Consider the following 22,411-nt stretch of genomic DNA (forward strand, 5'->3'; position numbering starts at 1 on the left):
ATGGCGAAGATGAAACGGGACAGCAGCGGATCGTTGCTGTTCGAGTGTCCGTGCGGTGAGCTGCACGTCGTCTATCCGCATGGCTGCGATTCGCCGAACCCGGCGCGATGGAGTTGGAACGGCAGCGTGGATGCCCCGACGTTGTCGGCGTCGATCCTCGTGTCGTGGCCCGGCCCCGTCGACCGGCAGAACGTCTGCCATTCCTTCATCACTGACGGCCGCATTCAGTTCTGCGGCGACTGCACACATGAACTCGCGGGACAGACGGTCGAGATTCCTGACTGGGTGGACTGAGCATGCCGACACATCGAACGACGTTGCGCGTGCGAGTGCGCACCACATGGTGGTTGCCGCTGTACGCCAGATCCCTGGCGGTCTGGTGCCGGCTCACGCGCACTGAACCCGACTACGAGCGAGTCCGCGGCGTCATCGCGCGCGGTGTCCGAACCAGCATCGAAGACTGATATGCGCATTTTCACCACTGACCACGCGTGCACCTGCGGCGCGCATGCGCCGCGCGCCCGCGCGCACACGCGCGACGGCATCACCGCGTCGGGCGTGTACGCGACCGAGCAGCTCGGCGAGCGGCAGTCGATCACGCCGGAAGGTTTCCTGCTCTGCGAGGGTGTGCCGATCGCGCGCGTCGGCGCGCAGGACTACGCCTACTTCGAGCTGCCCGAGATCGAGGCGAAGGACGGCGTCATCGTCGCCGAGCGGACCGCCGAGGTGCTGTTCGCCCCCGAGACGCTCGCCAGCTTCGAAGGCAAGCCGATCACGATCGACCATCCGCCGGACTTCGTGACGCCGGCGAACTTCAAATCGGTCGTCGTCGGCTTCGTGATGAACGTTCGACGCGGTGAAGGCGACCAGTCCGATCTGATGCTGGCCGATCTGCTGATTTTCGATGCAGAAGCCATTCGCCTCGTGCAGCTCAAGGTGCTTGCACAGGTCAGCAACGGTTACGACGCCGACTACGAACAGATTGCGCCTGGGCGGGCGCGACAGGTGGTGATCGTGGGCAACCACGTCGCCCTCGTGAAAAGCGCCCGCTGTGGCCCCGTGTGTTCGATCGGGGATAGCAGTTCCAACCTACTCCCGACAGGAGATGCAAGCATGGCAACCAAGAAAGGCTCCAAGTTCGTCGACGCGTTGCGCAAGGCGTTCATGACGCGCGATTCCGAAGCGTTCGAGAAGGTCGCGAGCGAGATGTCCGGCGACGAAGGCGGCGAGGGTGGCGACGGCCAACCCCAGATTCACATCCACATGCCCGGCACCGGCGTCGATCCGAAGGCGGCTGTCTCCGCGACAGGCGACGAAGGCGCGGGCGGCGGTGAAGGCGATCCGCTGAAGCAGGTGCTCGATGCGATCCAGGCCACCAACGGCAAGATCGATGCGCTCGCCGATCGCGTGACGAAGCTCGAAGGCGGCGGCACGCAGACCGGCGACGCGGACGACGATGACCTGCTCGGTACCGGTACGACGGACGACGGCTCCGGCGAGGGCGACGACGACAAGACCGGCGCGCGTACCGGCGACAGCACCGCGCTGCGTGACCAGTTTCAGGACGCGCTCTCGCGCGCCGAGATCCTCGCCCCGGGCGTGCGACTGCCGACGTTCGACGCGAAGGTCGCGCGAAAGAAGACGGTCGACGCCCTCTGCGTGCTGCGCCGCCGCGCGCTGCGCGCCGCGCTGGACAACGAGAACGCCGAGCTGGTCAAGTCGGTGGTCGGCGGCGCGAACGTGGCCAGCATGACCTGCGATTCCGTCGCGGCGTTCTTCAACGCAGCGTCGGAGGTCGTGCGCAGCAAGAACTCCGGCGTCTCGCAGCGCCGGACGAACGATTCCGCTCAAGCCGAGCGGAAAGACATCAACGCAATCCACGCGGAATTCTGGAAGGTCCGCAAGTAAGGAGCCGACATGCCATCGTATCAAGCCTATCAGTACCGCATGCCGGCGGGCTTCGCCGGTGACCTCCAGCGCGCCGAAGTCGCCACGATCGAGACGCAGCTGATCGACCCGGCGGCGGCGCCGACGGCGTTCGGCGTTCCCGTGAAGATGGTGAACGGCAAGATCCAGCCGATCAACAACGCGGCCGACACGGCAGCGCTCGTCTACGGCGTGAACCTGCGCGCGTATCCGATCCAGGGCAACGGCACGGATCCTCTCGGGACGTCGACGCCGCCGACGAGCGGCGTAACCGACATTCTGAAGCGCGGCTACGAGAACGTCGCGCTCGGCGGCACCGCGCCGGCCACGAAGAACGGTACGGTGTACGTGCGCGTCGCGGCAGCGGCCGCCGGCAAGCCGCTCGGTGGTTTCGAAGCGGCAGCCGACGGCACGAACACCGTCGCGATGCCGGCGAACTGGTACTTCACCGGCCCGGCCGACGCATACGGCATCGTCGAGATCGCCGTCAACATCTGATCCGGCGCTGAACAGCGCTGCACCCGAAGCCCCGCAATCGCGGGGCTTTTGCATTTCTGGAGCCATTACATGGACATGTCCGAACTGAAGCACCTGCGCCGGGCCGGGGCCTCGATCCCGATGTCGGCGGCCGTCGCGGATGCGACGCGCCGGCTGATCCGCGCGCGTACGCAGGACCAGCAGTACACCTACGATCGCCAGACGATCGACTCGACCGGCGCATTCCTCGTCGGCCAGCTCGAACGCCTCGACCAGACGCTCAACGAGCCGCTCGTCGAGTACACGTGGTCGCGCGACATCTACATCCGCAGCGACGTGTCGGCGGCCGACGAAGTCGCGTCATTCACGAACTCGGCGTTCGGGATGAGCGGCGGTATCAACCCGAACGGCCTGAACTGGATCTCGAACGAGGGCAATGCGATCGCTGGCCCGTCGGTCGACATCGGCAAGACGCCGCAGCCGATGCGCCTGTGGGGTGCCGAGGTCAAGTACACGGTGCCCGAGCTCGTGAAGTCGCAGGCCCTTGGCATGCCGATCGACTCCCAGAAAGTCGAAGCCATGAACATGAAGCGCAACATGGACCTCGACCAGATCGTCTACTACGGCGATCCGCAACTGAACTTCACCGGCCTGGTGAACTCGATCGGCGCCGTCGGCAGCGTTTCGAACGTTGCGAACGGCGCGGCCGGCACGCCGCAGTGGAACACGAAGACGCCGGACGAAATCCTGAAGGACGTCAATGAAATCCTGACGTCGGCGTGGCAGGCAACCGGCTGGAAAGTGAAACCCAATCGCCTGATGCTTCCGCCGGCGACGCTCGGGGGTATCGCATCGCGCATCATCAGCAACGCCGGCAGCAAGTCGATCCTGACCTATCTGCTCGAGAACAATATCTGCACGCAGCAGGGCACGCCGCTGGAGATCCTCGAGCTGAAGTGGCTGATCGGCGCCGGCGCGGGCGGCACGCAGGGCCAGCTCAACACTGTGGATCGGATGGTCGCCTATAACAGCGACAAGAAGTATGTCCAGTTCCCGATGACGGACCTGCAGCGCACGCCGCTCGAGTACCGCTCGCTCTATCAGATCACGACCTACTGGTCGCGGATCGGTCAGGTCGAATGGCGCTACGGTACGACGGCTGCTTACCGGGACGGGATCTGAAATGGAGAAGATCAACGTTCTGACGGCATTCACGATCCGGCTCATCCACGAGGGCGAGGAAGTTATCCGGCGCGTCGAGGCTGGCGTGCAGGAGGTCGAGAGCTTCATCGCCGACCACTGGTACGCGAAGGCGCACACCGGCCCGCTGCCGGAGAAATCCGGCGATTCGAACGGCTCGCAAGACGGGGCGGCGGATCAGGCTGCGGCGCTGGCAGCGGCGAAGGCCGATCTTCAGGCCGAGTCGGATCGCTTGGACAAGCTGCGCGCCGAGCTCGACGGGTTCGGCAAGGGTCTGGACGACCGCGCGGCGGCGCTCGACGCACGCGAAGCTGCGGTTGCGACGAGCGAGCAGGATCTCGCCACGCGTGTCGCCGCCTTCGAGGCAACCCAGAAGGACGCAGCGGCGGCCGCGAAGGATGGTGGCGCTGACGGCGCGACCCAGAAGTCCGGCAGCGGGAAGAAGGCATAATGGCCTACCGGCGCCGCGCTATGCTGGCGCGCGCCGGGAATCCGCTTATTGGCAAGGTGACACGTGGATATCACCCAGTTCCGACAATCGTTCCCCGAGTTCGACGCAACTACGTATCCGGATCCGCTCGTGCAGTTCTGGCTGACGGTGGCGGTCTCGCTCGTCAACGCTGATCGCTGGGGCGAGCTGACTGATCTGGGCGTCGCGCTGGTCACTGCGCACCATCTCGCACTCGCGTTGAAGGACCAGAAGACGGCGGCGGTCGGCGGTGTACCCGGTCAGGTGACCGGCCCGCAGTCATCGAAGGCTGTCGACAAGGTGAGCGCGAGCTACGACACCGCGGCCGTCGCCATCAAGGACGGTGGTTTCTGGAACGCCACGATGTACGGCGTCCGTTATCTCAGCCTCGCGCTGATGATGGGCTCGGGCGGCATTCAGCTGTAACGCTGCCGCTGCCCGTCGGGAGAATCCCATGAGCAGCATGAGAATCGACCGCCTCGACGAGGTGCTGAAGTCGATCAGTGGGCTCGTGCAGAAGGAGGTGCTCGTCGGCGTGCCCGACAGCACCGCCGGCCGGAAGGGCGAAGGCGAGCCGCTCAGCAACGCCGAGATCGGCTACATCATGGAAAATGGCTCGCCGGCCAACAACATACCGGCGCGCCAGCACCTGGTGCCGGGCGTGCAGGACGCGCGGCCGAAGTTCGAGCCGCAGCTGCAGAAGGGCGTCGAAGCGGCGCTCAACGGCGATCTCGAACAGGTCGAGCGCAGGCTGAAGCTGGCCGGCCTCGCCGGGCAAAATGGCGTGCGCGCGAAGGTCAACAGCAATATCGCCCCCGAACTGGCTGAATCGACGCTCGAAGCGCGGCGCCGGCGTGGCATCACGCGCGAGAACACGCTGGTCGACACCGGCCAGTACCGCAATTCGATCACTTATGTGATCCGCAAGAAGGGGTAGCGCATGGCTTTCCTCGACGTTACCGAAGTACTGCTCGATCCCGATTTCATGGATACCGGCCTGCTCTGCAATCGCATGACGCAGATCACGGACGGAAAAGGTCGCGGGCACAACACGCCGACCACGGCCACCTTTGCCGCCGTCGTGACGAGCGACAAGGGCGACATCCTGCACCGGAACGCCGATGGCAGCCGGATTATCGGCTCGATCACGCTGCACACGATGTTCCGGTTGTCAGACGGCAGCGCCGGGCAGGACGCTGACGAGATCGTCTGGGCCGGCCGCACCTACACCGTCGTCAACGTGAACGACTACTCGCACTTCGGCCGCGGCTTCGTCTGCGCGACGTGCGACCTGAAACCTCTCTCCGGATGACCCCATGACCGACAGCTCGACCGGCGGATACCTGGCGCCAGCCGTCGATACGCCGCCGGACGAGGATGATGCCCTCGACGACCTGGTGCACGACCTAGTCGCGGGCGTCACGGCGCTGGCGCCGGACCTCGTGCGGCCACGCTGGCAGCCGGTCGTCGCGAAGCAGCCCGAGCCGAGCATCAACTGGTGTGCGTTCGGCATCCAGACCCAGACACCTGACGCGAGCCCGGCGATCGTGCACAACGGCGCGAACGAGGGCAGCGACACGTATATCCGCCATCAGGATCTCGACGTGCTCTGCACGTTCTACGGCCCGCAGGCCAAGGGCTATGCGCAGCGCCTGGCCGACGGGCTATCGCTCCCGCAGAACCGCGAGCAGCTCCAACTGCTCGACATGGCGTTCGTAGGCGTTTCCGAGATCCGCGCGGCACCGGACCTGGTCAACCAGCAATGGGTGCGGCGTTATGACATGACCGTGAAGCTGCGCCGCAAGGTCACGCGCACCTACGCGGTCCTGAACCTGAAGTCCGTGCAGGCGTCGACGACGACAGACGCGTCGCCGCCGATCACATCCACCATAAACGTCAACCTGTAGGGGATCAGCATGTCCAACGGACTGCCGGTATCGCGCCGCATCAACGTGATGCTCAGCCTCGCGGCGCTCGCGGCGCAGGGCGCGAACCTGAACACCGCGCTCATTCTGGGCGCATCGACGGTGATCGACACGAACGAGCGGATGCGCTCGTACACGGGTCTCACCGCTGTGGGTGCCGATTACAGCACGGTCGATCCGGAATATCTGGCTGCTCAGCTGTATTTCGGCCAGACGCCGCAGCCGCAGAGCCTATGCATCGGCCGCTGGGCGAAGACCGCGACGTCCGGCTCGCTGCGCGGTGGTGCGCTGTCGGCGGCGCAGCAGGCGCTCGCGCAGTGGCAAGCGATCACGAATGGCGCCTTCAACATCACGATCGACGGAACGGCGCGCAACCTGACCGCGCTGAACTTCTCCGCCGCCGCGAACCTGAATGGTGTGGCCGCAATCGTGCAGGCGGCGCTCGCATCGTATGCGACGGTCGTGTGGACCGGCAGCCAGTTCCAGGTGACGAGCAAGTCGAGCGGCGTCGGCGCCGCAGCGAGCGGCACCATCACGCTGACGGCGAATCCCGCGGCGAACGACACGGTCACCATCAACGGGACCGCCGTGACGTTCGTCGCGTCGGCGCCGACGGGCAGCCAGGTGCTGATCGGCGCCAACGCTGCGGCGACGGCATCCAACCTGCAGGCGTTCCTCGCCGCGTCGACCGACGCGAACCTGTCCCAGTGCAGCTACTCGACGACCGGCGCCGTCACGACGGTGACCGCGATCGCAGTGGGCAACGCTGGAAACGCGATCACGCTGGCGAAGTCGAGCACCGCCATCACGCTGTCGGGCGCTACGCTCGCCGGCGGCGTCGCCGCGTCGACGGTCAGCTACGCGACCGCGCCCGGGTCCGGCACCGACGTGTCTGCGATGCTCGGCCTGACGAGTGGGCTCGCATCGGCACCAGTGAACGGCATTTCGGCCGAGCTGCCGACGGCGGCGGTCGCGATCTTCCTCGACCGCTTCGCGAACAAGTTCCTCGGGATCGAGTTCGCGGACACGGCGGTGACGGACGACCAGCACGTCGCTGTTGCGGCAATGATCGAGGCCGACCAGGCGCACATCTACGGGATCACGACCCAGAACCCGCAGACGCTGGATCCGACCGTGACGACCGATCTGGCCAGCCGCCTGAAAGCGCTCAACTACCAGTACTCGGCGATCCAGTACTCGAGCGCGAGCCCGTACGCGATCAGCTCGTTCCTCGGCCGTCTGCTGACCGTCGATTTCAACGGCAACAGCACGACGATCACGATGGACTACAAGCAGGAGCCGGGCATCGTCGCGGAAACTCTGTCGACGTCGCAGGCCAACGCGCTGCAGGCGAAGAACTGCAACGTATTCGCCGCGTACCAGAACAACACCGCGATCGTGCAGTACGGCGTCACGCCGAGCGGCATCTTCGTCGACTCGATTTACAACGCGATCTGGTTCAAGAACGCGGTCCAGACGGCGGTCTACAACCTGCAGTACCAGAGCCCGACGAAGATCCCGCAGACGGACGCGGGCAACGCGCTGATCGCCGGCGCCATCTCGTCGGTATGCGACCAGGCCGTGACGAACGGCTACCTTGCGCCGGGCGTCTGGAACTCGTCCGGCTTCGGCGCCATCGTGCAGGGGCAGACGCTGTCGAAGGGCTACTACGTGTATGCACCGCCGATCTCGTCGCAATCGCAGGCGGATCGCGAGGCCCGCAAGTCCGTATCGTTCCAGGTCGCGGCGAAGGAGGCGGGCGCGATCGGCGACGTCGACATCGCGCTCACCGTCAACCGGTAAAGGAAGAAAAACACCATGAGCACCTACAGCTTTGTGGACGTCACGGCGACGATCGTCGGGCCGACGGGCGTGTTCTCGCTTGGCTATGGCGAAGCCACGGCCGAGGAAGGCATCGTGATCACGCGCGCCGGCGACAAGAACACGATGACCATCGGTTCCGACGGCGAAGGCATGCACAGCCTGCACGCCGACAAGTCCGGCCAGGTGACGCTGCGCTACCTGAAGACCGCGCCCGTCAACGCCAAGCTGATGGCGATGTACGACGCGCAGTCGCTGTCGAGCGCCCTCTGGGGCAAGAACCTGATCGAGGTCTCGCAGACAGCCGCCGGCGACGTCATCACGGCGCGCAGCTGCGCGTTCAAGAAGGCGCCGGACCTGCGCTACGCGAAGGACGGCGACATCGTCGAGTGGATCTTCGATTCGATCAAGATCGACAGCCTGCTCGGGGCGTACTGACCATGGCGACGGAAAAGGAAATCGGCGGCCAGCGGTACCAGCTCGGCAAGATGGACGCGATGCGGCAGTTCCACGTGAGCCGTCGCATTGCGACCGTGCTGCCTCCGCTGATCAGGTCATATCTCGATCTGCAGACGTCCGATGTGCCGCTCACGAAGAACCTGAAGCTGCTCGCGACCTCGATCGAGCCGGTCATGGAGGCGCTCTCGGGCATGAAGGACGACGACGCGGAGTACGTTGTCGGTGCCTGCATGCGCGTTGTCGAGAGGTACCATGGCGCCGTGTGGGCTCGCGTCTGGTCGCCGACGCAGGACGTGTGCATGTTCGATGACATCGACATGGGTACGATGCTGACGCTCACCGGCTACGTGATCATGGAGAACCTCGGGCCTTTTATTCAAGGGCTGCTTACCGGTCTGGCGAGCAGCCCGAGCGAGGCGACACCAGCTGGATAAGGTCGCTGCCCGGCGGCGAGGACTGGCTGCTCGAGCCGGTCGCACGCGGCTGGTGCAAATACGAGTCGCTGCTCGATTGCACTCTCGGCCTTGCCGACATCGCGCTGATGAACGACGCGATTGCGGTGCGCGCTGACAACGAGGCGGCCGCGCGCCGCAGACAGGAACAGAAGCATGGCTGAATCGTCCGTCATCCGCGAATTCCTCGTCGCACTGGGCTTCAAGATCGATGTCGATTCGGAGAAGAAATTCCGGGATGGCGTCGAGGGCGCGACGAAGAAGACGGAGGAGCTCGACAAGGCGCAAGTGAAAGCCGGGAAGTCGGCGATCACGATGGCTGCGGCGTTCGTTGGAGCGACCGCGTTCGTCGCGGCGCGTACGGTCGACTTCGCCCAGAAGCTGGAGAACCTGCACTTCGCGTCTCGCCGGACCGGCGCTGCGGCGAGCAGCCTGAAGGCCGTCGCGAACGCAGCTCAGGACGTTGGCGTGAGCGCCGACCAGGCGCAGAGCAGCATCGAGAACGTTGCGCGTTTCATGCGCAACAATCCGGCCGGCGAGAGCTATATCGGCTCCCTCGGCGTGCAGACGCGCGACGCGAATGGGCAGCTGCGCGACACCGTCGACATCGTCAACGACATCGGCAAGGCGATGGCGAAGAAGCCGGCATGGTTCGGTGCGCAGTACGCGCAGCAGCTCGGCATCGACGAGAACTACATGCTCGGGATGCGTGATTCCGAGTACCAAGCGTCGTACGATCGCGCGAAAGGCGACTACCGGGACAGCGGTGTCGATACAGCCAACAACGGTGGCCACAGCTTGATGAGCGCGCTGCGCCATATGCAGAGCGGAATGGAAGGCACGTTCGGTACAGTCGGTACGTTCGGTATCGAAACTGGTGCGGCACTGGGCGGCGGTCTGCTCACGTATATGGGTGCGCAGAAGGCGGTGCAGGCGGCAGTCGGGCGCGCACTGGGCGTCGGTGTCGAGAAGGCGGCAGCAACAGCTGCAGCCGCGGCCGCCGAATCCGCCGCCGCAACCGCTGCAGGAACGGCTGCCACTGGAGCCGCCGCTACGGAGGCGGGCGCAGCAGCCACCGGGGCCGCCGCAGCGGCGGGGCGCGCCGGCCTGCTGTCGCGGTTGTTGCCGTGGGGCGGCCGTCTTCTCGGCCGAGCCGGTGCGCTCGGCCTGCTTTTCCATAGCGAAGGGCTGAACCGAGGCGAGGACGAAGAGCTGAAGCGTCGGCAAGCGCTAGGGCCGACGATTGATGGGCCGGCACCCGCAGCGCCGGCGCCGTCCCAACCTGCTGCGCCGGCTTCTCCCGGGCCGGCGCAGCACGCGGCACCGCCGGTAGCGGCGGGTCAACCGGCGGCCGCGAATGCACCGCTGAGTACTGCCGCACAGCGCATTGCTGATGCGATCGCCGCGTCGAAGGAATCCGAAGCACGATCGGGTATCCCCGCGCTCGTTACGTTCGCTCAGTGGGCTCAGGAGAGCGGTTGGGGCAAGAAGATGTCGGGGAAGAACAACCCCTTCGGCATCAAAGCTCGCGCAGGAGAAGCCGGCACCGATGTCGTGACGCACGAAGTGATCAACGGAAAGCGCGTCAAGATGGTGCAGCGCTTCGCCGACTACGACTCGTTGGCGGATGCGTTTTCCGCGCACGCGCGGCTGCTCGCGAATGGTAAGCCGTACGCCAACGCTCGCGCTCATCGAGATGATCCGTTCGCGTTCGCGGACGCTCTGACCGGCGTGTACGCGACCGACCCGAAGTACGGGAGCAAGCTGAAGAAGATCATGGGTGGCATGCTGCAGGGTTCGCAGTGGACGCCGCTGTCGCCTGGCGATCGTAATAGCCAGACGCACATCGAGGTGAAGCAGGATGTGCGGATCGAGGTGCGCGGCAGCGCCGACCCGGATGCTACCGCTCGGTCGGTGGCGCGCGAGCAGCAGAACGTGGCCAACGAGACGATCCGATACGCGGGAGGGCTGAGCGGATGACGAGTATCTCTGACATCCTCGACGTCACGCTGGTCGGCAGCAAGAAGATCGGCAGCATCACGATTTCGGCCATTGTCGAGGAGGTGTACAGCGACAACCTCATGATCACCGAGCAGCCGGTCGAGGATGGCGCACCTATCAACGACCATGCGTACATGCGGCCGCGCGAGCTCATCATCAAATGCGGCTGGAGCAATGCCGACTACTCGGCACTGCTCGGCGCGGCGGTCGTCTCGTTCGATCCGAAGGGCGCGAACTCGATGGCGACCGGCACGTACGTCGATGCGATCTACAGCAAGCTGCTGCAGTTGCAGGCGAACCGCGAGCGGATCGACGTCGTCACGACGCGCCGGAAGTACTCGAATATGCTGATTCAGGGGCTGTCGACCGTCACTGATCGGAAGACGAGCGCCGCGCTGATGGTTACCGCGACACTGAAGCAGGTGACCATCGTGAGCACGCAGGCGACGAAGCTGCCACCGCGCGACGACCAGGCGAACCCGGCCGCCACGGCCGAGACGCAGAACGCCGGCGTGAAGTCCGCCGCGCCTGCAACGCCGGCGCCGGGAGGATCGGTTCCCGCCAGCACATGGATGCAATGATGGCGACGTATCTCAAAATCCCGCTCACTGCGGACCCCCAGACGTTCAGGATCACGCTGAGCGGAATCGACTACCAGATGAAGGTTCAATATCGCGACGCCGGGGGAACTGGCTGGATTCTCGATGTCGCGGATGCGAGCGGCAATCCGCTGGTCAGCGGCATACCGTTGGTGACGGGGACCGACCTACTCGGGCAGTACTCGTATCTCGGTTTCGGTGGCCGTTTATGGGTGCAGGGCTCGGCAGATCCGGACGACGTGCCGACGTTCGATGACCTTGGCATCGGCTCGCATCTTTTCTGGGTGACAGACTGATGGCTGAACAGTTTGGACGGAAGTTTTCGCTCATCATCGGTCAGGATGCAGGCGATGCACTCGACTTCTCGGAGCTGCGAGTCAAGTTCGACATCAAGCGCGGCGATCGGGAGACGCCGAATTCCGCGCTCGTCCAGATCTACAACCTGTCGGATAACACGTCGAAGCGCGTCGAGAAAGAGTTCACGCGCATGGTGATCCAGGCCGGCTATCCGGGCAACTTCTCGATCATCTTCGACGGACAGATCAAGCAGGTATGGCGTGGCCGGGACAACCCGACCGACACATTCCTGAACGTGCTTGCGGCGGATGGCGATTCGGCCTATTGCTTTGCGAAAGTGATCCAGACGCTCGCCGCTGGCTCGACGTATCAAGATCAGGTCAACGCCGCGCTGCAGGCAATGTCCCCATATGGCGTCACAGCGGGGTATATCGCGCCTCTTCCGAGCAACCCACTACCGCGCGGGAAGCCGATCTTCAACCTGGCGCGGGACGTGCTCCGCAGCATCGCGCGCGCAACGCAGACGGTCTGGAGCATCCAGGACGGCAAGGTGATCATGATCCCGGAAACGTCGTATGCACCGTACGACATCCCTGAGATCAACTCGAAGACCGGCATGGTGGGCTGGCCGGTGCAGATGATCAACGGCATCAGCTTCCAGACGCTGCTGAATCCGAGCCTGAAGATCGGCGGCTTGGTTCACCTCAACAATGCCAGTATTCAGCAGTATCAGTACAGCTTGAATATCAACCAGCAAGCTGATCAAAGTCGAGTGCAGTTGGAAAATAAAATCGATTCAGATGGATTTTATTACCTGATGTCGGTAAACCATCGTGGCGATACGCGCGGGAACGAGTGGCATAGCGAGGCGCTATGCCTCGCCACGGATGCAACGTCGGTAGCCAGATCGATTACAGATAATTTGGTGGTCCAGCCCGAGAACGCGATCAAGAGATTCGGTTAATCCGAGCGATGTTGTGATTTTTTGATGTTGCTGAAATATTCATCAAAGCTCATCGCTCGACCCTTGACGTGACCGGTCCCATCCTTGTCTAGGGTTGCTGAGTAAAACTCTGTTAATGCGGCAGTGCTCTTGTGCCCGTACGGACCGATGATCAACACCTCTGCGTTGCTTGCATCGAGCGTTTTACCCCAGCACCCAATATCCGGGTTTGCCGTATTGAATATCGCTGCCTTGTGCATGTAAGGCGCGTCCGCGATCGGAAGTTTGCAAGGCTTGTTTTTAAATAGAACGTAGATGTAGCGATCTGCTGACACAATTTCTGTCGTCGGTGATCCTTTAAACATTACATACGCATCTTGTGCCGATGCAGCTCCTGATACCAGCATCGCCAGCAAAACGATTTTTTTCATTGTGATTCCCCATGGATAGACGCGAACGAACCGACGACGAGTTGGAGGCGTTGAAGCATGCCATCGGTGCAAGATTAACCGAAGTCTGGACGGCGCTCCCGGGTACGGTGGAATCGTTTGACCGGGCCACGATGACGGTAGTCGTGCAATTGGGCACGAAGGACTCGATTCGAAACGAGGACGGCACGGTCAGCACGTCGCCATTCCCCCTGCTGACAGACTGCCCGGTCGTCTGGCAGGGCGGCGGCGGCGTGACGGCGACGTTCCCGATCGCCGCCGGCGACGAGTGCCTGGTCGTGTTTGCCTCGCGCTGCATCGACGCATGGTGGCAGTCGGGAGGCGTACAGGAGCAGGCCGAACCGAGGGCGCATTCGCTCGCTGATGGGTTCGCGCTGGTAGGCGTGCGCTCGCGCCCGCGCGCGCTGCCAGGCATCAGCGCGACGTCCGCGCAGCTGCGTAGCGACGACGGCGCGACATACGTCGACCTGAACCCGGCGGCCGGCACGCTGAAGTTCGTTGCGCCTGGCGGCCTCGAGATCGACGCGCCGACGGTGAAGGTGAATTCGCCCCAATCGACGTTCACGGGAGCGCTCACGGTCGAAGGCGTCTTCACGTTCCTGGCCGGCCTGATCGGCAGCGCGACGAGCGGCGCAGCCGCGGTGATCACCGGCACGATCAACTTCATCGGCACGCTGACCGCCAACGGCAAGCGCATCGACGATTCGCACACGCACAACGGCGTCCAGCCGGGCCCAGGCAACAGCGGCAACGTCAACTGAGACACCCATGCGCTACCGAAAACTCGACGCTGACGGTGACTACGTCTTCGGTGGGTCGGCGAACGACTTCCTCGTGAACTCGCCGGACGCCGTAGCACAGGCCGTCATCACGCGCCTGCGGCTGATTCGCGGCGAGTGGTTCCTCGATACGACGGCCGGCATGGATTGGCCGGCCGTGATCGGAAAGAACACGCAGGGCACCGCCGACGCGGCAATCCGCGCGTGCATCCTCGGCACGACCGGCGTCACCGAGATCACCGCCTATGCGAGCTCGCTGGACAGTACGACCCGCACGCTGACCGTCACCGCGACCATCACGACGATCTACGGCACCACCACCATCGAGACCACCCTGTGACGACGACGCTCACCACTGTCGCGCCGACCATCAGCGCGAGCGGCATCACCGCGCCGACCTACGCGGACATCTACGCGTACTTCCAGGCGAAGTACCAGGCGATCTACGGGACCGATGTCTATATCGACCCGGACAGCCAGGACGGCCAGCTGCTCGCCGTGTTCGCGCAGGCGATCGCGGATGTGAATTCGGTCTGCATCGGCGTCTATAACTCGTTCAGCCCGGCCAAGGCGGTCGGCGCCGCGCTGTCTAGCAATGTGAAGATCAACGGGATCCAGCGCGAGGCGCCGTCGTACTCGAGCGCTGACCTGACGCTGGTCGGACAGGCTGGCACGACAGTCACGAACGGCATCGCGAAGGACGGGAACAACAACCAGTGGGCGCTGCCGGCTTCTGTAACGATTCCGCCGGCCGGCCAGATCACGGTAACGGCAACGTGCCAGACGATCGGCGCGATCTCGGCGTTGGCCGGCACGATCGAACAGATCGGCACGCCGACTCGCGGCTGGCAGACAGTCAGCAATCCGGCCGATGCCGCCGTCGGCATACCGGTCGAGACGGATGCGGCGCTGCGACAGCGCCAGACCGTTTCGACGGCGCTGCCGTCCCAGACCGTGCTGGAAGGCATCGTCGGCGCGGTCGAGAATGTCAGCGGCGTCACGCGGCTTGCCGCTTACGAGAACGACACGAATCTCGTCGACTCGAACGGACTGCCGCAGCACTCGATTTCGCTGGTCGTCGAGGGTGGCGACGCGACAGCGATCGCGAATGCCATGGCGAAGAAGAAGACGCCAGGCGGTGGAACGTATGGCACGACCGCGGTGACCGTGCTGAACCGGTACAACATGCCGATCACGATGCGGTTCTTCCGCCCTACAGATGCGCCGATCGCGGTCGCGATCTCCCTCAGGGTGCTACAGGGATACACCACGGCGACGGGTGCCGCGATCCAACAGGCGGTGTCCGACTACATCAACGCGATCGCGATCGGTGGCGGCACGCCGCAGTGTGTCGAATGGGACTCGTGCATTGCGGCCGCGAAGGGCGTGACGGGAGCGACGACGTTCAAGCTGGCGTCCCTCGCGCTGACTGGTTCGCGCGGCGCTGGTACGCCTGACTATGCGCTGGTGTTCAACGAAGCGGCGTCATGCACGCCTGATCAGGTAGTCATCACACCGGTTTGAACATGGCAGAACTGGACGATTACACTGCGCTGATCACGTCGGAGCATCAGCCGCGGCCGCGCTTTATGGCCGTGGTCGCCGCTCTGGCCGCGCCCGCCGTTGACCAGATCAATGTGCTCGAGGGCATACCTGGACTGTTCGACCTCGACGTCGCTGTCGGCGATCAGCTCGATACCGTAGCCGAATGGGTCGGTACGAATCGACGGGTGAAGACGCCGCTCACGGGCGTGTATTTCTCGTTCGATCTCGACGGCCTGGGCTTCGATCAGGGCGTCTGGAAGGGGCCCTTCGATCCGGATACCGGGCTGACGCTGCTCGACGACGACACGTTCCGAATGGTGATTCGCGCGCAGATTGCTGCGAACCACTGGGACGGCACGCCTGATGGTGCCGCGGCGATCCTCGAGTTGCTGGCGCCGGTCGGGTCGCTGGTGTTCATCCAGGATAATCAGGACATGTCGATGACGATCGGCGTGGCCGGCAAACAGCCGTCGGCGCTGTTTATTGCGCTCCTCAACAACGGCCTCTTGAGCATCAAACCGGAGGCCGTGCGCGTCAATTACGTGATCACGACGATCAACGGCGCGCCGCTGTTCGGATTCGATTGCGATAACGCATACTGTGCGGGCTTCAATGCCGGAACGTGGGGTGCGCCCACGATCATCGCGCAAGACCTGCTCGACTACACTTTCGTTCTCGACGTTTCACTTCTCGGCTGATTCCCCAACCATGAAGATCTTCCTGATTCGCGCGCTCGTCGCGCTGGCCGTGCTGTGGTCGATGTCGACGTCCGCTCAGTTCGCGCCGGGACAGCCGCTGACTGCGGCGCAGCTCAACGCGTCTTTCTCGAACGTATTGCCATTGTCGGGGGGCACGCTCAACGGACCGTTGACCGCACCCAGCGCGACGCTCGGGATTGCCACAGTGAACAGCGCGATCACGGGTGCTGCAACGATGCAGTTGTCGGGCACATCGTCATCTCCGCTGACAACCGATCAGTCACAGCTGACCGCACAACTGAACAATCCTACGGCTTCCGCGCATGCCATTTACGGTGCTGCTGTAGGGGCAGCCGGGCAGCCCGTATTCGATGCCGCTGCTGTGCGTGGCGTTGCTACTCAAACACCCGGTTCGACCAACTGGACGGTCGACGGCATTTCTGGTTTCGTGTTGAATCAGCAGCCTGGCGGAAATGCGACGCAGTCGGCCGTCGGGGTGTTCGGTGTGAACATCTGCGCCGTCGACCACTGTCAGTCATGGGGGATGAGCTCGATAACCTCGGACGCCTATGGATTCACCGGACCGACGACTGGAGTTGGTCGGCAGCTGTATGGGAACGAGTCTGATCTCAACGTTTCGAGCCCGAATACGAATGGCATTGCGTATTTCGCGGGCGGTACAGCTCTGACTTCGAGCGCGTATCTCGTTGGGTTTCAAGTCAATCAGCTTGCCGGCGGAGTAGGCGCAAAATGGTCGCGGGCGTTCGTGTCGCCGGATGGCGCTGCGGGAACCTTCGCATACATCGGCCTGCAGAATTCTGGCGCCAGCCGTTCGAGTCAGCCGATCCAGTTTGCCGTTACCGATTCGAGCGGAAACGAAACCTATCCAGAACTGCTCGCCACGCCAAACGGAATGCAGACGACTGCATCCGCTTTCATTCCCGGGAGCGCGAATTCAACAGCTCTTGGGCTTCCGACGTTGCCATGGGGAACGCTCTGGGCGACGAGCGCGAATATCACCGACACGTCGACGAGTAATCAGGCAACGCTTACTGTCGCCGCGCCGAACGATACGCAGGGTGCGAGCATCAAGCTTGTAGGAAATGGTTCGACAACTCCGTGCATCACCATACGGATGAGGAGTGGAAATCTCGAGTTCGTGAATTGCGCGTTCAACAGCGTAATCGGGACCATGACCAATACGGGTTCGCTCGCGTTGGGCGGGGGCCTCAACAACACACCGGTCGGGAATACAAATCCGTCAACGGGTGCGTTCACGTCCGTCTCGATTGGTGGTGCAGCTGTCCTGCCTAACCTATCAGGTACGTCAGGGAGCATCGGAGGGTCGGCTCTTTCGGCGGGAGCGTGTTCGAGCGGCACCGTGTCGATCTCAGGTGCGACGACCAGCATGGTCGCCCGCGCAACGCCGGTGACGTATCCGGGTGACGGCAACATCTGGGAAGCCTATGTATCCGGTGCCAACACTGTCACGGTGAAGGTATGCGCGATTGTCGCCGGTACGCCAGCAGCGTCAGCCTACAACGTTCGAGTCCTGCAATAGCCCATCAGTGATGAGTACGTGCCGCCTTCGGGCGGCATTTTTTTTTGCCGCGCGATAGCGGCCCAGGAGAAGCAATGTCCGGAACAAACGACTTTCAGCCGTTCGCTGCGGCTGCAGGTGCCAATGTTTTGGCGCAGGCGGATTACCTTTCATTGGCGGCGCTGGCGACGGGGTTTCAGGCCGGTACGGCGCAATCAGCTGCGCTGAATAAGGTGTGGCGCCAATCGAGCATCATGTCGGCGGTACTCGCCCAGTTCATCGTCGATACGACGGGGCAGAACGCAACCGATGATGGGACGACGGCAACGCTGCTCGCCAACCTGAAACAGGCCGTCGGTGCGTTCAGTGGGGTTGCGCGCTTCACCAACAGCGGCACGTTCACGGCGCCGGTGACTGGCACCTACTACGTTTCCGGGTGCGGCGGCGGAGCTGGCGGCGGCGGCGGTGGGGGCACGATCGGTGGAACCGGCTTCGTGGGTGGCGGCGGAGGTGCTGGAGGGGGGGCAGGGCAATCGGTCAGACGTGTGTCTTACACGTTGACCGCTGGTCAAACCGTCAGCGTTGCCATCGGCGCGGCAGGTCTCGGCGGATCGGCTGGCCAAGGCACCGGGACGACCGGTGGGACGGGCAGCGCGGGCGGCAATACGGTCCTGAGCGGCGCAATCTCGCTTACGTTGTCCGGCGCGGCTGGGGCTGGCGGTGGTGCGGGAATGTCTACATCTGGCGCACCGATCGGCGCTTTCGGAGCCGGCGGCGGCAGTGTCATTGGATATCCGACTGGGCAGGCAGGTGGTGATGGCGCATATGCCGGGTTGGGCGGCAGCGGTGCCTCAGGTCCGTTCGGCGGTGGGGGCGGCGGCGGACGAGCAGCGACGCTGACGGCTTCAGTGCAAAACGGCGCGGCAGCGTCGGGATATGGTGCCGGCGGCGGAGGCGGGGGTGGCTCCTATGGCAATAGTGGTGGCCAGGCGGCTGGCACCGGTGGGAACGCCGGTCCCGGATATATCGAATTCGAATGGTGATCAGCATGAGCAACTACGCAATCGTCAAAATCGGGGTCGTCGCGAACGTCATCGTCTGGGACGGAAACAAGAATGTCCAATCCGGTGGCTGGGAGCCGCCTTCCGGTACGACTGCAGTTCCGTTGGAGCCGAGCACTTTCGTTTGCATCGGTTACGCATATGACGGTACGAAGTTCTCACCGCCCGCCGAGGTCGCAGCATAGAGCGGATCTCGCCACACGAAAGACCATGCCGCCTTCGGGCGGCTTTTTCATTTCCGGGGGATGAATGACCGACAACGCATCGGCACCGGCGCGCGTCGAGGAACGGCTGCGCGCGGGTGACCGCCGCTTCTCGAAGCTGGAGCAGCGAATCGACGCAAGCGACGCAGCGGTAAAGGCGCACCTGCAGCGGCAAGACGAAAAGATCGATGCCATCGTGGCTTCGGTTTCTCTGATCCAGACGAATACCCAATCGATGGTCGATACGTGGGAGGGCGGCGCTCGCGCGGTGCGCGCGTTGTGCCGTCTTGCCGATGCGTGGCGCTTCCTTGTCCGGCACGTCGCCGCCCCGACGATCGCGTTCGGCACGGTGGGCGTGATCGTTTTTCGCTACATGCGGCACGAACCGATCCCCGACTGGGCGAACGCGGTCGTGAAACTGCTTCTGGGATGACCATGACACCACAAACCCTTTCCACCGCGCTGCAGATCCCGATCGCGCGCGCGACACCGTGGGCAGATCCGCTGTCGGCCGCGATGGCGCTATATGCGATCGACTCGCCCGCGCGGCAGGCCGCGTTCCTCGCACAGTGCGGGCACGAGACGGGCGGTTTCCAGTGGCTTCGCGAGATCTGGGGGCCGACGGCTGCGCAACGCGCGTATGAGCCGCCGGCGGCGAAGGCAGCCGAGCTGGGCAACACGCAGGCCGGTGACGGCTTCCGGTACCGAGGCGGTGGCCTGATCCAGATCACCGGTCGCTACAACTTTCGTGAGATGGGCCAGAAGATCGGCGTCGACCTGGAGGGCAACCCGGACCTGATCGTGCAGCCTTCCACAGCGGTGCATGCCTCGGCGCAGTTCTGGGCCGACCACGCGCTCAGCGCGTTTGCTGATGCTGGCGACTTCCTGTCGATCAGCCGCGCGATCAACCTCGGCAATCCGCGTTCGGCGGCGACGCCGAACGGCATGGATGAACGCCTGGCGCTCTGGGGTTCCTGCAAGAAAGCGCTCGGCGTGGCCTGAGGCGTCAGTTTTCGATTTTTCGAAATTTCGCAATCTAGCCCGGCCGCGCGCCGGGCTTTTTCATTTCGGACCAGACATGACCCGATGCAGCCATGACGTCGCGCTCGAGCAGCGCTGCGAGAAGTGCACGGCCGAGGGCCTCGCCGGCCTGCCGAAGATCGCCGGTGAGCACGCCGTGCGCGTGACCGACGTCGAGATCGAGTACTACCCGGACCATCCGCCGCGCACCGAATCGGCGACGTTCCGGCACACGAAGAAGGAAGGGCATGCGGCCGGCCTGCGCTGCTCGATCAGCGGCCAGCCGGCGCCCGAGTATCACCACCTGTTCTGCGAGTGGGCGGATTCGGATGCGATCGACTGGGCGACCGTGCGCGGCGTTGCGCTGGGCGACGTGAAGGAGCTGCCCGTGCTCGACCCTTCGACCGATCAGCCGACGAAGGAACTGTATCCGGTCGAGGAATCGTTCCTGTGGCTCGTCTGCAAGCTCGTCGAGCTGCGCGGCTTCGACTGGCATGCGTTCGATCCCGCGAAGCCAGAGACCTTCGTCGATGCGATGACGAACATGCTGCCGCTATCGGCGAAGTTCCACCGGTCGCCGACGCACGGCATCCATCACCGGTCGTTCCCGACTTTCGTGTTCCAGGCGTTCCCGCGCAAGGCCGGGTTCGTCTTCACCCCGGACGAGCTCGTCCAAACCGAGAAGGAGTAAGCCATGCCCGTGAAATCCAGCCTCGTGACCGGCGGCATCACCATCGGCGTCACGGATCTCGTCCCGACCGTCGACTGGGTGCTCGGCGGCTGCCGCGGCCCGGTGCCAGCCAGCCTGTCGTCGCTGATCGCCGGCCTGGTCGCTGCCGCGTTCCATGCCGCTGTTGCCGCGTATACCGAGCGCGCGGCCGCCAAGGCCGCTCAGCAGCCTGCCGTCCCGCAGTAATCCGTCCGCCGCGCGCCGCGGCACCACTCCCGAAGGAACCCCCATGAAGAAGCTCATGCCGCTCGCGGCAGGTATCGTCGCGTCCATCCTCATCGTCGCGGCCGGCTGCACGACGGCCCAGCAGCAGAAACTCGCTGATCTGGCGGCGACCGCCAAGGTGCAGGTCGCGCAAGCATGCGCGGTCGTGCAGCCGACGCTGCTCGACCTGAGCGCGTCGCTGCCGAATGACGCGAACCTGAAGCAGCTCGCCGCGGACAACGGCAAGTTGTGCGCGGCCGCGCAGTCGCTCGATCCGACCAGCGCGCAGACGCTCGTGAACACGCTGATCCCGCAGGCGATCGGCCTCGTCGGGCTGCTGCCGATCGACCCTGCCGCGCAGGCATCGATTCGTCTTGCGCTCGGCGCGGCGTCGATCGCGCTGTCGAACTGGCTGGTGGTCTACAGCACGCCGGCGGCGACTGCGCCAGCCACCGCGTCGACGCCGCTCGCGGGCGCGCCGCTGCAATGACCCCGCGCGACTATGCGCTGCTCGCGCAGGAGGCGTATTCCGCGAAGCCGGACATCGGCAAGGCGGACAGCGCTTCCCGCGCGATCGTCCGGCAGACGGCCGCCGGCCTGGTCGTCGCCTTTCCGGGCACGGACAATCTCGACTGCGTCGCCGCGGACCTCGACGCCCATCCGATCGACGTGATCGGCATCGGACAGGTGCATCATGGGTTCTGGAAGGCGTGGGGGGCGATTGCCGTCGATGTGCTGGCCGCGATCGACAGCCGGCCGGTGACGCTCGTCGGGCACTCGCTCGGCGCCGCGATCGCGATCATGGCTGCGGCCGCGATGGTGGTCGGCGGCAACCCGCCGGCTGCCGTCTACGGCTTCGAACCGCCGCGAGTGAGCCCGAACGGAAGCGTCACCGCGCTGCTCGCGAAGGTGCCTCTCAACCTGTACAAGAACGGGAACGACATCGTGCCCGAGCTTCCGCTCGACTGGCGCCATGCCGGCGCGATTCAGGAGATCGGACGCCCGATGTTCCCGTTCCCGAACGTGACGGATCACGCGATCGCGCGTGTGATCAGCGCGCTTTCAGTCATCGGCGAGCCTGGCCTCGTCCTGCAGAATCAAGCGTAACTGGTGCAGGGCGACGAGGTGGCCGCCGACATCTTCACTCCATACCTTCTGGACCGATTTCCGGAGGCCTTCCGCATCCCTGAACTGGTGCCGACACCTGGCGATCTCGAGGATCAGGCGTCGCACCTCGTGACCTTCCGGGTAGCGGCGCCACATTTCGCGCAGCTCCCTATTGGTTGGCGACTGGAAGTGCGGAAGAGGTTGGCGAAGCATGGGAAGGCGAAACGATACTGTATGGATATACAGTTTATCGCGAGCCTAGGATAGGGCGTCAACTGGAAAAAATGGGGTCTGCGTGCGACATGGAGGCCCTGGCGGCCGCCGAGAGGAAGGGCTGAAACGTTGGGAATGAAGCGAAAAAAAGCCTGTTGAATCAAAGGCCAGTTTTGCTATATTATTCCCACGCGCGAGCCTGTGAGGCTTGATTGATAAGGCTAGCGAGCTAGGATTGTGATTCCTGTCGTCGTGGGTTCGAGTCCCATCAGCCACCCCAAAGAATTCCAAGC

The 22,411-nt window shown here is 64.1% G+C and carries 30 protein-coding genes; 29 read left to right on the top strand and 1 reads right to left on the bottom strand.

The genetic code is table 11. The annotated features are described in order from the left end of the window. Positions 1-9 precede the first annotated feature (9 nt). From G3N64_RS14050 to G3N64_RS14125, 16 genes are all read left to right on the top strand, one after another. Positions 10-294 carry a DUF6527 family protein gene (locus G3N64_RS14050; protein WP_241020957.1) on the top strand — a complete coding sequence of 95 codons (285 nt, stop codon included), beginning with the start codon at positions 10-12 and terminating at the stop codon, positions 292-294. A gap of 171 nt (positions 295-465) precedes the next feature. Beyond that, entirely contained in the window at positions 466-1,908 is a 1,443-nt protein-coding gene (locus G3N64_RS14055) for a DUF2213 domain-containing protein (RefSeq protein WP_205784489.1), read from the top strand. 9 nt (positions 1,909-1,917) lie between these two features. Continuing rightward, a complete protein-coding gene (locus G3N64_RS14060; protein WP_205784490.1) occupies positions 1,918-2,424 on the top strand; it encodes a hypothetical protein in 507 nt (168 codons plus the stop codon). 69 nt (positions 2,425-2,493) lie between these two features. After that, positions 2,494-3,585 carry a DUF2184 domain-containing protein gene (locus tag G3N64_RS14065; RefSeq protein ID WP_205784491.1) on the top strand — a complete coding sequence of 364 codons (1,092 nt, stop codon included), beginning with the start codon at positions 2,494-2,496 and terminating at the stop codon, positions 3,583-3,585. A gap of 1 nt (position 3,586) precedes the next feature. Beyond that, complete coding sequence (locus G3N64_RS14070; RefSeq protein WP_205784492.1) at positions 3,587-4,054, top strand: hypothetical protein; 468 nt, start codon at positions 3,587-3,589, stop codon at positions 4,052-4,054. Positions 4,055-4,117: 63 nt separating this feature from the next. After that, positions 4,118-4,498: a DUF4054 domain-containing protein gene (locus tag G3N64_RS14075; protein ID WP_205784493.1), complete on the top strand. Its 381-nt coding sequence runs from the start codon at positions 4,118-4,120 to the stop codon at positions 4,496-4,498. 28 nt (positions 4,499-4,526) lie between these two features. Beyond that, positions 4,527-5,009 (top strand): hypothetical protein, encoded by a 483-nt coding sequence (locus tag G3N64_RS14080; protein WP_205784494.1) that lies wholly within the window; start codon positions 4,527-4,529, stop codon positions 5,007-5,009. Between the two features lie 3 nt (positions 5,010-5,012). Next, positions 5,013-5,384, top strand: coding sequence for a hypothetical protein (locus G3N64_RS14085; protein ID WP_205784495.1), 372 nt, complete (start codon positions 5,013-5,015; stop codon positions 5,382-5,384). 4 nt (positions 5,385-5,388) lie between these two features. Next, positions 5,389-5,979, top strand: a complete 591-nt coding sequence (locus tag G3N64_RS14090) for a hypothetical protein (RefSeq protein WP_205784496.1) — start codon at positions 5,389-5,391, stop codon at positions 5,977-5,979. A gap of 9 nt (positions 5,980-5,988) precedes the next feature. Then, on the top strand, positions 5,989-7,800 hold the full coding sequence (locus G3N64_RS14095; RefSeq protein WP_205784497.1) for a DUF3383 domain-containing protein: 1,812 nt from the start codon (positions 5,989-5,991) through the stop codon (positions 7,798-7,800). A 15-nt stretch (positions 7,801-7,815) separates the two neighbouring features. Next, positions 7,816-8,256 carry a phage protein gene (locus G3N64_RS14100; protein WP_205784498.1) on the top strand — a complete coding sequence of 147 codons (441 nt, stop codon included), beginning with the start codon at positions 7,816-7,818 and terminating at the stop codon, positions 8,254-8,256. Between the two features lie 2 nt (positions 8,257-8,258). Continuing rightward, the gene (locus tag G3N64_RS14105) at positions 8,259-8,711 is read left to right on the top strand and encodes a phage tail assembly chaperone (protein WP_205784499.1); all 453 of its coding nucleotides are present in this window, start codon (positions 8,259-8,261) and stop codon (positions 8,709-8,711) included. Positions 8,712-8,885: 174 nt separating this feature from the next. Next, on the top strand, positions 8,886-10,709 hold the full coding sequence (locus G3N64_RS14110) for a glucosaminidase domain-containing protein (RefSeq protein WP_205784500.1): 1,824 nt from the start codon (positions 8,886-8,888) through the stop codon (positions 10,707-10,709). Next, a complete protein-coding gene (locus G3N64_RS14115; protein WP_205784501.1) occupies positions 10,706-11,311 on the top strand; it encodes a phage baseplate protein in 606 nt (201 codons plus the stop codon). The genes G3N64_RS14110 and G3N64_RS14115 overlap by 4 nt, the downstream gene beginning before the upstream one ends. Beyond that, on the top strand, positions 11,311-11,625 hold the full coding sequence (locus G3N64_RS14120; protein WP_205784502.1) for a hypothetical protein: 315 nt from the start codon (positions 11,311-11,313) through the stop codon (positions 11,623-11,625). Before G3N64_RS14115 ends, G3N64_RS14120 begins: the two co-directional genes overlap by 1 nt. After that, positions 11,625-12,590 (top strand): hypothetical protein, encoded by a 966-nt coding sequence (locus tag G3N64_RS14125; RefSeq protein ID WP_205784503.1) that lies wholly within the window; start codon positions 11,625-11,627, stop codon positions 12,588-12,590. The genes G3N64_RS14120 and G3N64_RS14125 overlap by 1 nt, the downstream gene beginning before the upstream one ends. Here G3N64_RS14125 and G3N64_RS14130 read toward each other — a convergent pair. Next, on the bottom strand, positions 12,587-13,000 hold the full coding sequence (locus tag G3N64_RS14130) for a hypothetical protein (RefSeq protein ID WP_205784504.1): 414 nt from the start codon (positions 12,998-13,000) through the stop codon (positions 12,587-12,589). The two genes, G3N64_RS14125 and G3N64_RS14130, sit on opposite strands and share 4 nt — an antisense overlap. 11 nt (positions 13,001-13,011) lie before the next feature. On the opposite strand from G3N64_RS14130, the gene G3N64_RS14135 reads away from it, so the two are divergent. From G3N64_RS14135 to G3N64_RS14190, 13 genes are all read left to right on the top strand, one after another. Then, positions 13,012-13,779 carry a phage baseplate assembly protein V gene (locus tag G3N64_RS14135; RefSeq protein WP_205784505.1) on the top strand — a complete coding sequence of 256 codons (768 nt, stop codon included), beginning with the start codon at positions 13,012-13,014 and terminating at the stop codon, positions 13,777-13,779. Between the two features lie 7 nt (positions 13,780-13,786). Continuing rightward, positions 13,787-14,137, top strand: coding sequence for a hypothetical protein (locus G3N64_RS14140; protein ID WP_205784506.1), 351 nt, complete (start codon positions 13,787-13,789; stop codon positions 14,135-14,137). Then, a complete protein-coding gene (locus G3N64_RS14145) occupies positions 14,134-15,321 on the top strand; it encodes a baseplate J/gp47 family protein (RefSeq protein WP_205784507.1) in 1,188 nt (395 codons plus the stop codon). Before G3N64_RS14140 ends, G3N64_RS14145 begins: the two co-directional genes overlap by 4 nt. A gap of 2 nt (positions 15,322-15,323) precedes the next feature. Continuing rightward, positions 15,324-16,040, top strand: a complete 717-nt coding sequence (locus G3N64_RS14150) for a DUF2612 domain-containing protein (protein WP_205784508.1) — start codon at positions 15,324-15,326, stop codon at positions 16,038-16,040. Positions 16,041-16,050: 10 nt separating this feature from the next. Further along, positions 16,051-17,601, top strand: coding sequence for a hypothetical protein (locus G3N64_RS14155; RefSeq protein WP_205784509.1), 1,551 nt, complete (start codon positions 16,051-16,053; stop codon positions 17,599-17,601). A 74-nt stretch (positions 17,602-17,675) separates the two neighbouring features. Beyond that, positions 17,676-18,623, top strand: a complete 948-nt coding sequence (locus G3N64_RS14160) for a phage tail protein (RefSeq protein WP_205784510.1) — start codon at positions 17,676-17,678, stop codon at positions 18,621-18,623. Between the two features lie 5 nt (positions 18,624-18,628). Continuing rightward, the gene (locus G3N64_RS14165) at positions 18,629-18,826 is read left to right on the top strand and encodes a hypothetical protein (RefSeq protein WP_205784511.1); all 198 of its coding nucleotides are present in this window, start codon (positions 18,629-18,631) and stop codon (positions 18,824-18,826) included. A 64-nt stretch (positions 18,827-18,890) separates the two neighbouring features. Further along, a complete protein-coding gene (locus tag G3N64_RS39730; protein ID WP_241020959.1) occupies positions 18,891-19,277 on the top strand; it encodes a hypothetical protein in 387 nt (128 codons plus the stop codon). 2 nt (positions 19,278-19,279) lie between these two features. Then, positions 19,280-19,846 carry a glycoside hydrolase family 19 protein gene (locus G3N64_RS14170; protein ID WP_241020960.1) on the top strand — a complete coding sequence of 189 codons (567 nt, stop codon included), beginning with the start codon at positions 19,280-19,282 and terminating at the stop codon, positions 19,844-19,846. A gap of 76 nt (positions 19,847-19,922) precedes the next feature. Beyond that, positions 19,923-20,555: a hypothetical protein gene (locus G3N64_RS14175; protein ID WP_205784513.1), complete on the top strand. Its 633-nt coding sequence runs from the start codon at positions 19,923-19,925 to the stop codon at positions 20,553-20,555. A gap of 3 nt (positions 20,556-20,558) precedes the next feature. Next, positions 20,559-20,780 carry a hypothetical protein gene (locus G3N64_RS14180; protein ID WP_124492669.1) on the top strand — a complete coding sequence of 74 codons (222 nt, stop codon included), beginning with the start codon at positions 20,559-20,561 and terminating at the stop codon, positions 20,778-20,780. 43 nt (positions 20,781-20,823) lie between these two features. After that, entirely contained in the window at positions 20,824-21,288 is a 465-nt protein-coding gene (locus G3N64_RS14185; protein ID WP_205784514.1) for a hypothetical protein, read from the top strand. Further along, positions 21,285-21,905, top strand: coding sequence for an alpha/beta fold hydrolase (locus G3N64_RS14190; protein ID WP_205784515.1), 621 nt, complete (start codon positions 21,285-21,287; stop codon positions 21,903-21,905). The genes G3N64_RS14185 and G3N64_RS14190 overlap by 4 nt, the downstream gene beginning before the upstream one ends. Positions 21,906-22,411: the final 506 nt, after the last annotated feature.

Origin of the sequence: Burkholderia sp. Ac-20344 (assembly GCF_017104975.1) — a bacterium.
Taxonomy (GTDB): domain Bacteria; phylum Pseudomonadota; class Gammaproteobacteria; order Burkholderiales; family Burkholderiaceae; genus Burkholderia.

What these genes read in the sequence shown, in the direction of transcription:
- G3N64_RS14050 (WP_241020957.1), top strand. Translation starts at nt 10, where the DNA reads ATGAAACGGGACAGCAGCGGATCGTTGCTGTTCGAGTGTCCGTGCGGT.
- G3N64_RS14055 (WP_205784489.1), top strand. Translation starts at nt 466, where the DNA reads ATGCGCATTTTCACCACTGACCACGCGTGCACCTGCGGCGCGCATGCG.
- G3N64_RS14060 (WP_205784490.1), top strand. Translation starts at nt 1,918, where the DNA reads ATGCCATCGTATCAAGCCTATCAGTACCGCATGCCGGCGGGCTTCGCC.
- G3N64_RS14065 (WP_205784491.1), top strand. Translation starts at nt 2,494, where the DNA reads ATGGACATGTCCGAACTGAAGCACCTGCGCCGGGCCGGGGCCTCGATC.
- G3N64_RS14070 (WP_205784492.1), top strand. Translation starts at nt 3,587, where the DNA reads ATGGAGAAGATCAACGTTCTGACGGCATTCACGATCCGGCTCATCCAC.
- G3N64_RS14080 (WP_205784494.1), top strand. Translation starts at nt 4,527, where the DNA reads ATGAGCAGCATGAGAATCGACCGCCTCGACGAGGTGCTGAAGTCGATC.
- G3N64_RS14085 (WP_205784495.1), top strand. Translation starts at nt 5,013, where the DNA reads ATGGCTTTCCTCGACGTTACCGAAGTACTGCTCGATCCCGATTTCATG.
- G3N64_RS14090 (WP_205784496.1), top strand. Translation starts at nt 5,389, where the DNA reads ATGACCGACAGCTCGACCGGCGGATACCTGGCGCCAGCCGTCGATACG.
- G3N64_RS14095 (WP_205784497.1), top strand. Translation starts at nt 5,989, where the DNA reads ATGTCCAACGGACTGCCGGTATCGCGCCGCATCAACGTGATGCTCAGC.
- G3N64_RS14100 (WP_205784498.1), top strand. Translation starts at nt 7,816, where the DNA reads ATGAGCACCTACAGCTTTGTGGACGTCACGGCGACGATCGTCGGGCCG.
- G3N64_RS14105 (WP_205784499.1), top strand. Translation starts at nt 8,259, where the DNA reads ATGGCGACGGAAAAGGAAATCGGCGGCCAGCGGTACCAGCTCGGCAAG.
- G3N64_RS14110 (WP_205784500.1), top strand. Translation starts at nt 8,886, where the DNA reads ATGGCTGAATCGTCCGTCATCCGCGAATTCCTCGTCGCACTGGGCTTC.
- G3N64_RS14115 (WP_205784501.1), top strand. Translation starts at nt 10,706, where the DNA reads ATGACGAGTATCTCTGACATCCTCGACGTCACGCTGGTCGGCAGCAAG.
- G3N64_RS14120 (WP_205784502.1), top strand. Translation starts at nt 11,311, where the DNA reads ATGGCGACGTATCTCAAAATCCCGCTCACTGCGGACCCCCAGACGTTC.
- G3N64_RS14125 (WP_205784503.1), top strand. Translation starts at nt 11,625, where the DNA reads ATGGCTGAACAGTTTGGACGGAAGTTTTCGCTCATCATCGGTCAGGAT.
- G3N64_RS14130 (WP_205784504.1), bottom strand. Translation starts at nt 13,000, where the DNA reads ATGAAAAAAATCGTTTTGCTGGCGATGCTGGTATCAGGAGCTGCATCG.
- G3N64_RS14135 (WP_205784505.1), top strand. Translation starts at nt 13,012, where the DNA reads ATGGATAGACGCGAACGAACCGACGACGAGTTGGAGGCGTTGAAGCAT.
- G3N64_RS14140 (WP_205784506.1), top strand. Translation starts at nt 13,787, where the DNA reads ATGCGCTACCGAAAACTCGACGCTGACGGTGACTACGTCTTCGGTGGG.
- G3N64_RS14150 (WP_205784508.1), top strand. Translation starts at nt 15,324, where the DNA reads ATGGCAGAACTGGACGATTACACTGCGCTGATCACGTCGGAGCATCAG.
- G3N64_RS14155 (WP_205784509.1), top strand. Translation starts at nt 16,051, where the DNA reads ATGAAGATCTTCCTGATTCGCGCGCTCGTCGCGCTGGCCGTGCTGTGG.
- G3N64_RS14160 (WP_205784510.1), top strand. Translation starts at nt 17,676, where the DNA reads ATGTCCGGAACAAACGACTTTCAGCCGTTCGCTGCGGCTGCAGGTGCC.
- G3N64_RS14165 (WP_205784511.1), top strand. Translation starts at nt 18,629, where the DNA reads ATGAGCAACTACGCAATCGTCAAAATCGGGGTCGTCGCGAACGTCATC.
- G3N64_RS39730 (WP_241020959.1), top strand. Translation starts at nt 18,891, where the DNA reads ATGACCGACAACGCATCGGCACCGGCGCGCGTCGAGGAACGGCTGCGC.
- G3N64_RS14170 (WP_241020960.1), top strand. Translation starts at nt 19,280, where the DNA reads ATGACACCACAAACCCTTTCCACCGCGCTGCAGATCCCGATCGCGCGC.
- G3N64_RS14175 (WP_205784513.1), top strand. Translation starts at nt 19,923, where the DNA reads ATGACCCGATGCAGCCATGACGTCGCGCTCGAGCAGCGCTGCGAGAAG.
- G3N64_RS14180 (WP_124492669.1), top strand. Translation starts at nt 20,559, where the DNA reads ATGCCCGTGAAATCCAGCCTCGTGACCGGCGGCATCACCATCGGCGTC.
- G3N64_RS14185 (WP_205784514.1), top strand. Translation starts at nt 20,824, where the DNA reads ATGAAGAAGCTCATGCCGCTCGCGGCAGGTATCGTCGCGTCCATCCTC.
- G3N64_RS14190 (WP_205784515.1), top strand. Translation starts at nt 21,285, where the DNA reads ATGACCCCGCGCGACTATGCGCTGCTCGCGCAGGAGGCGTATTCCGCG.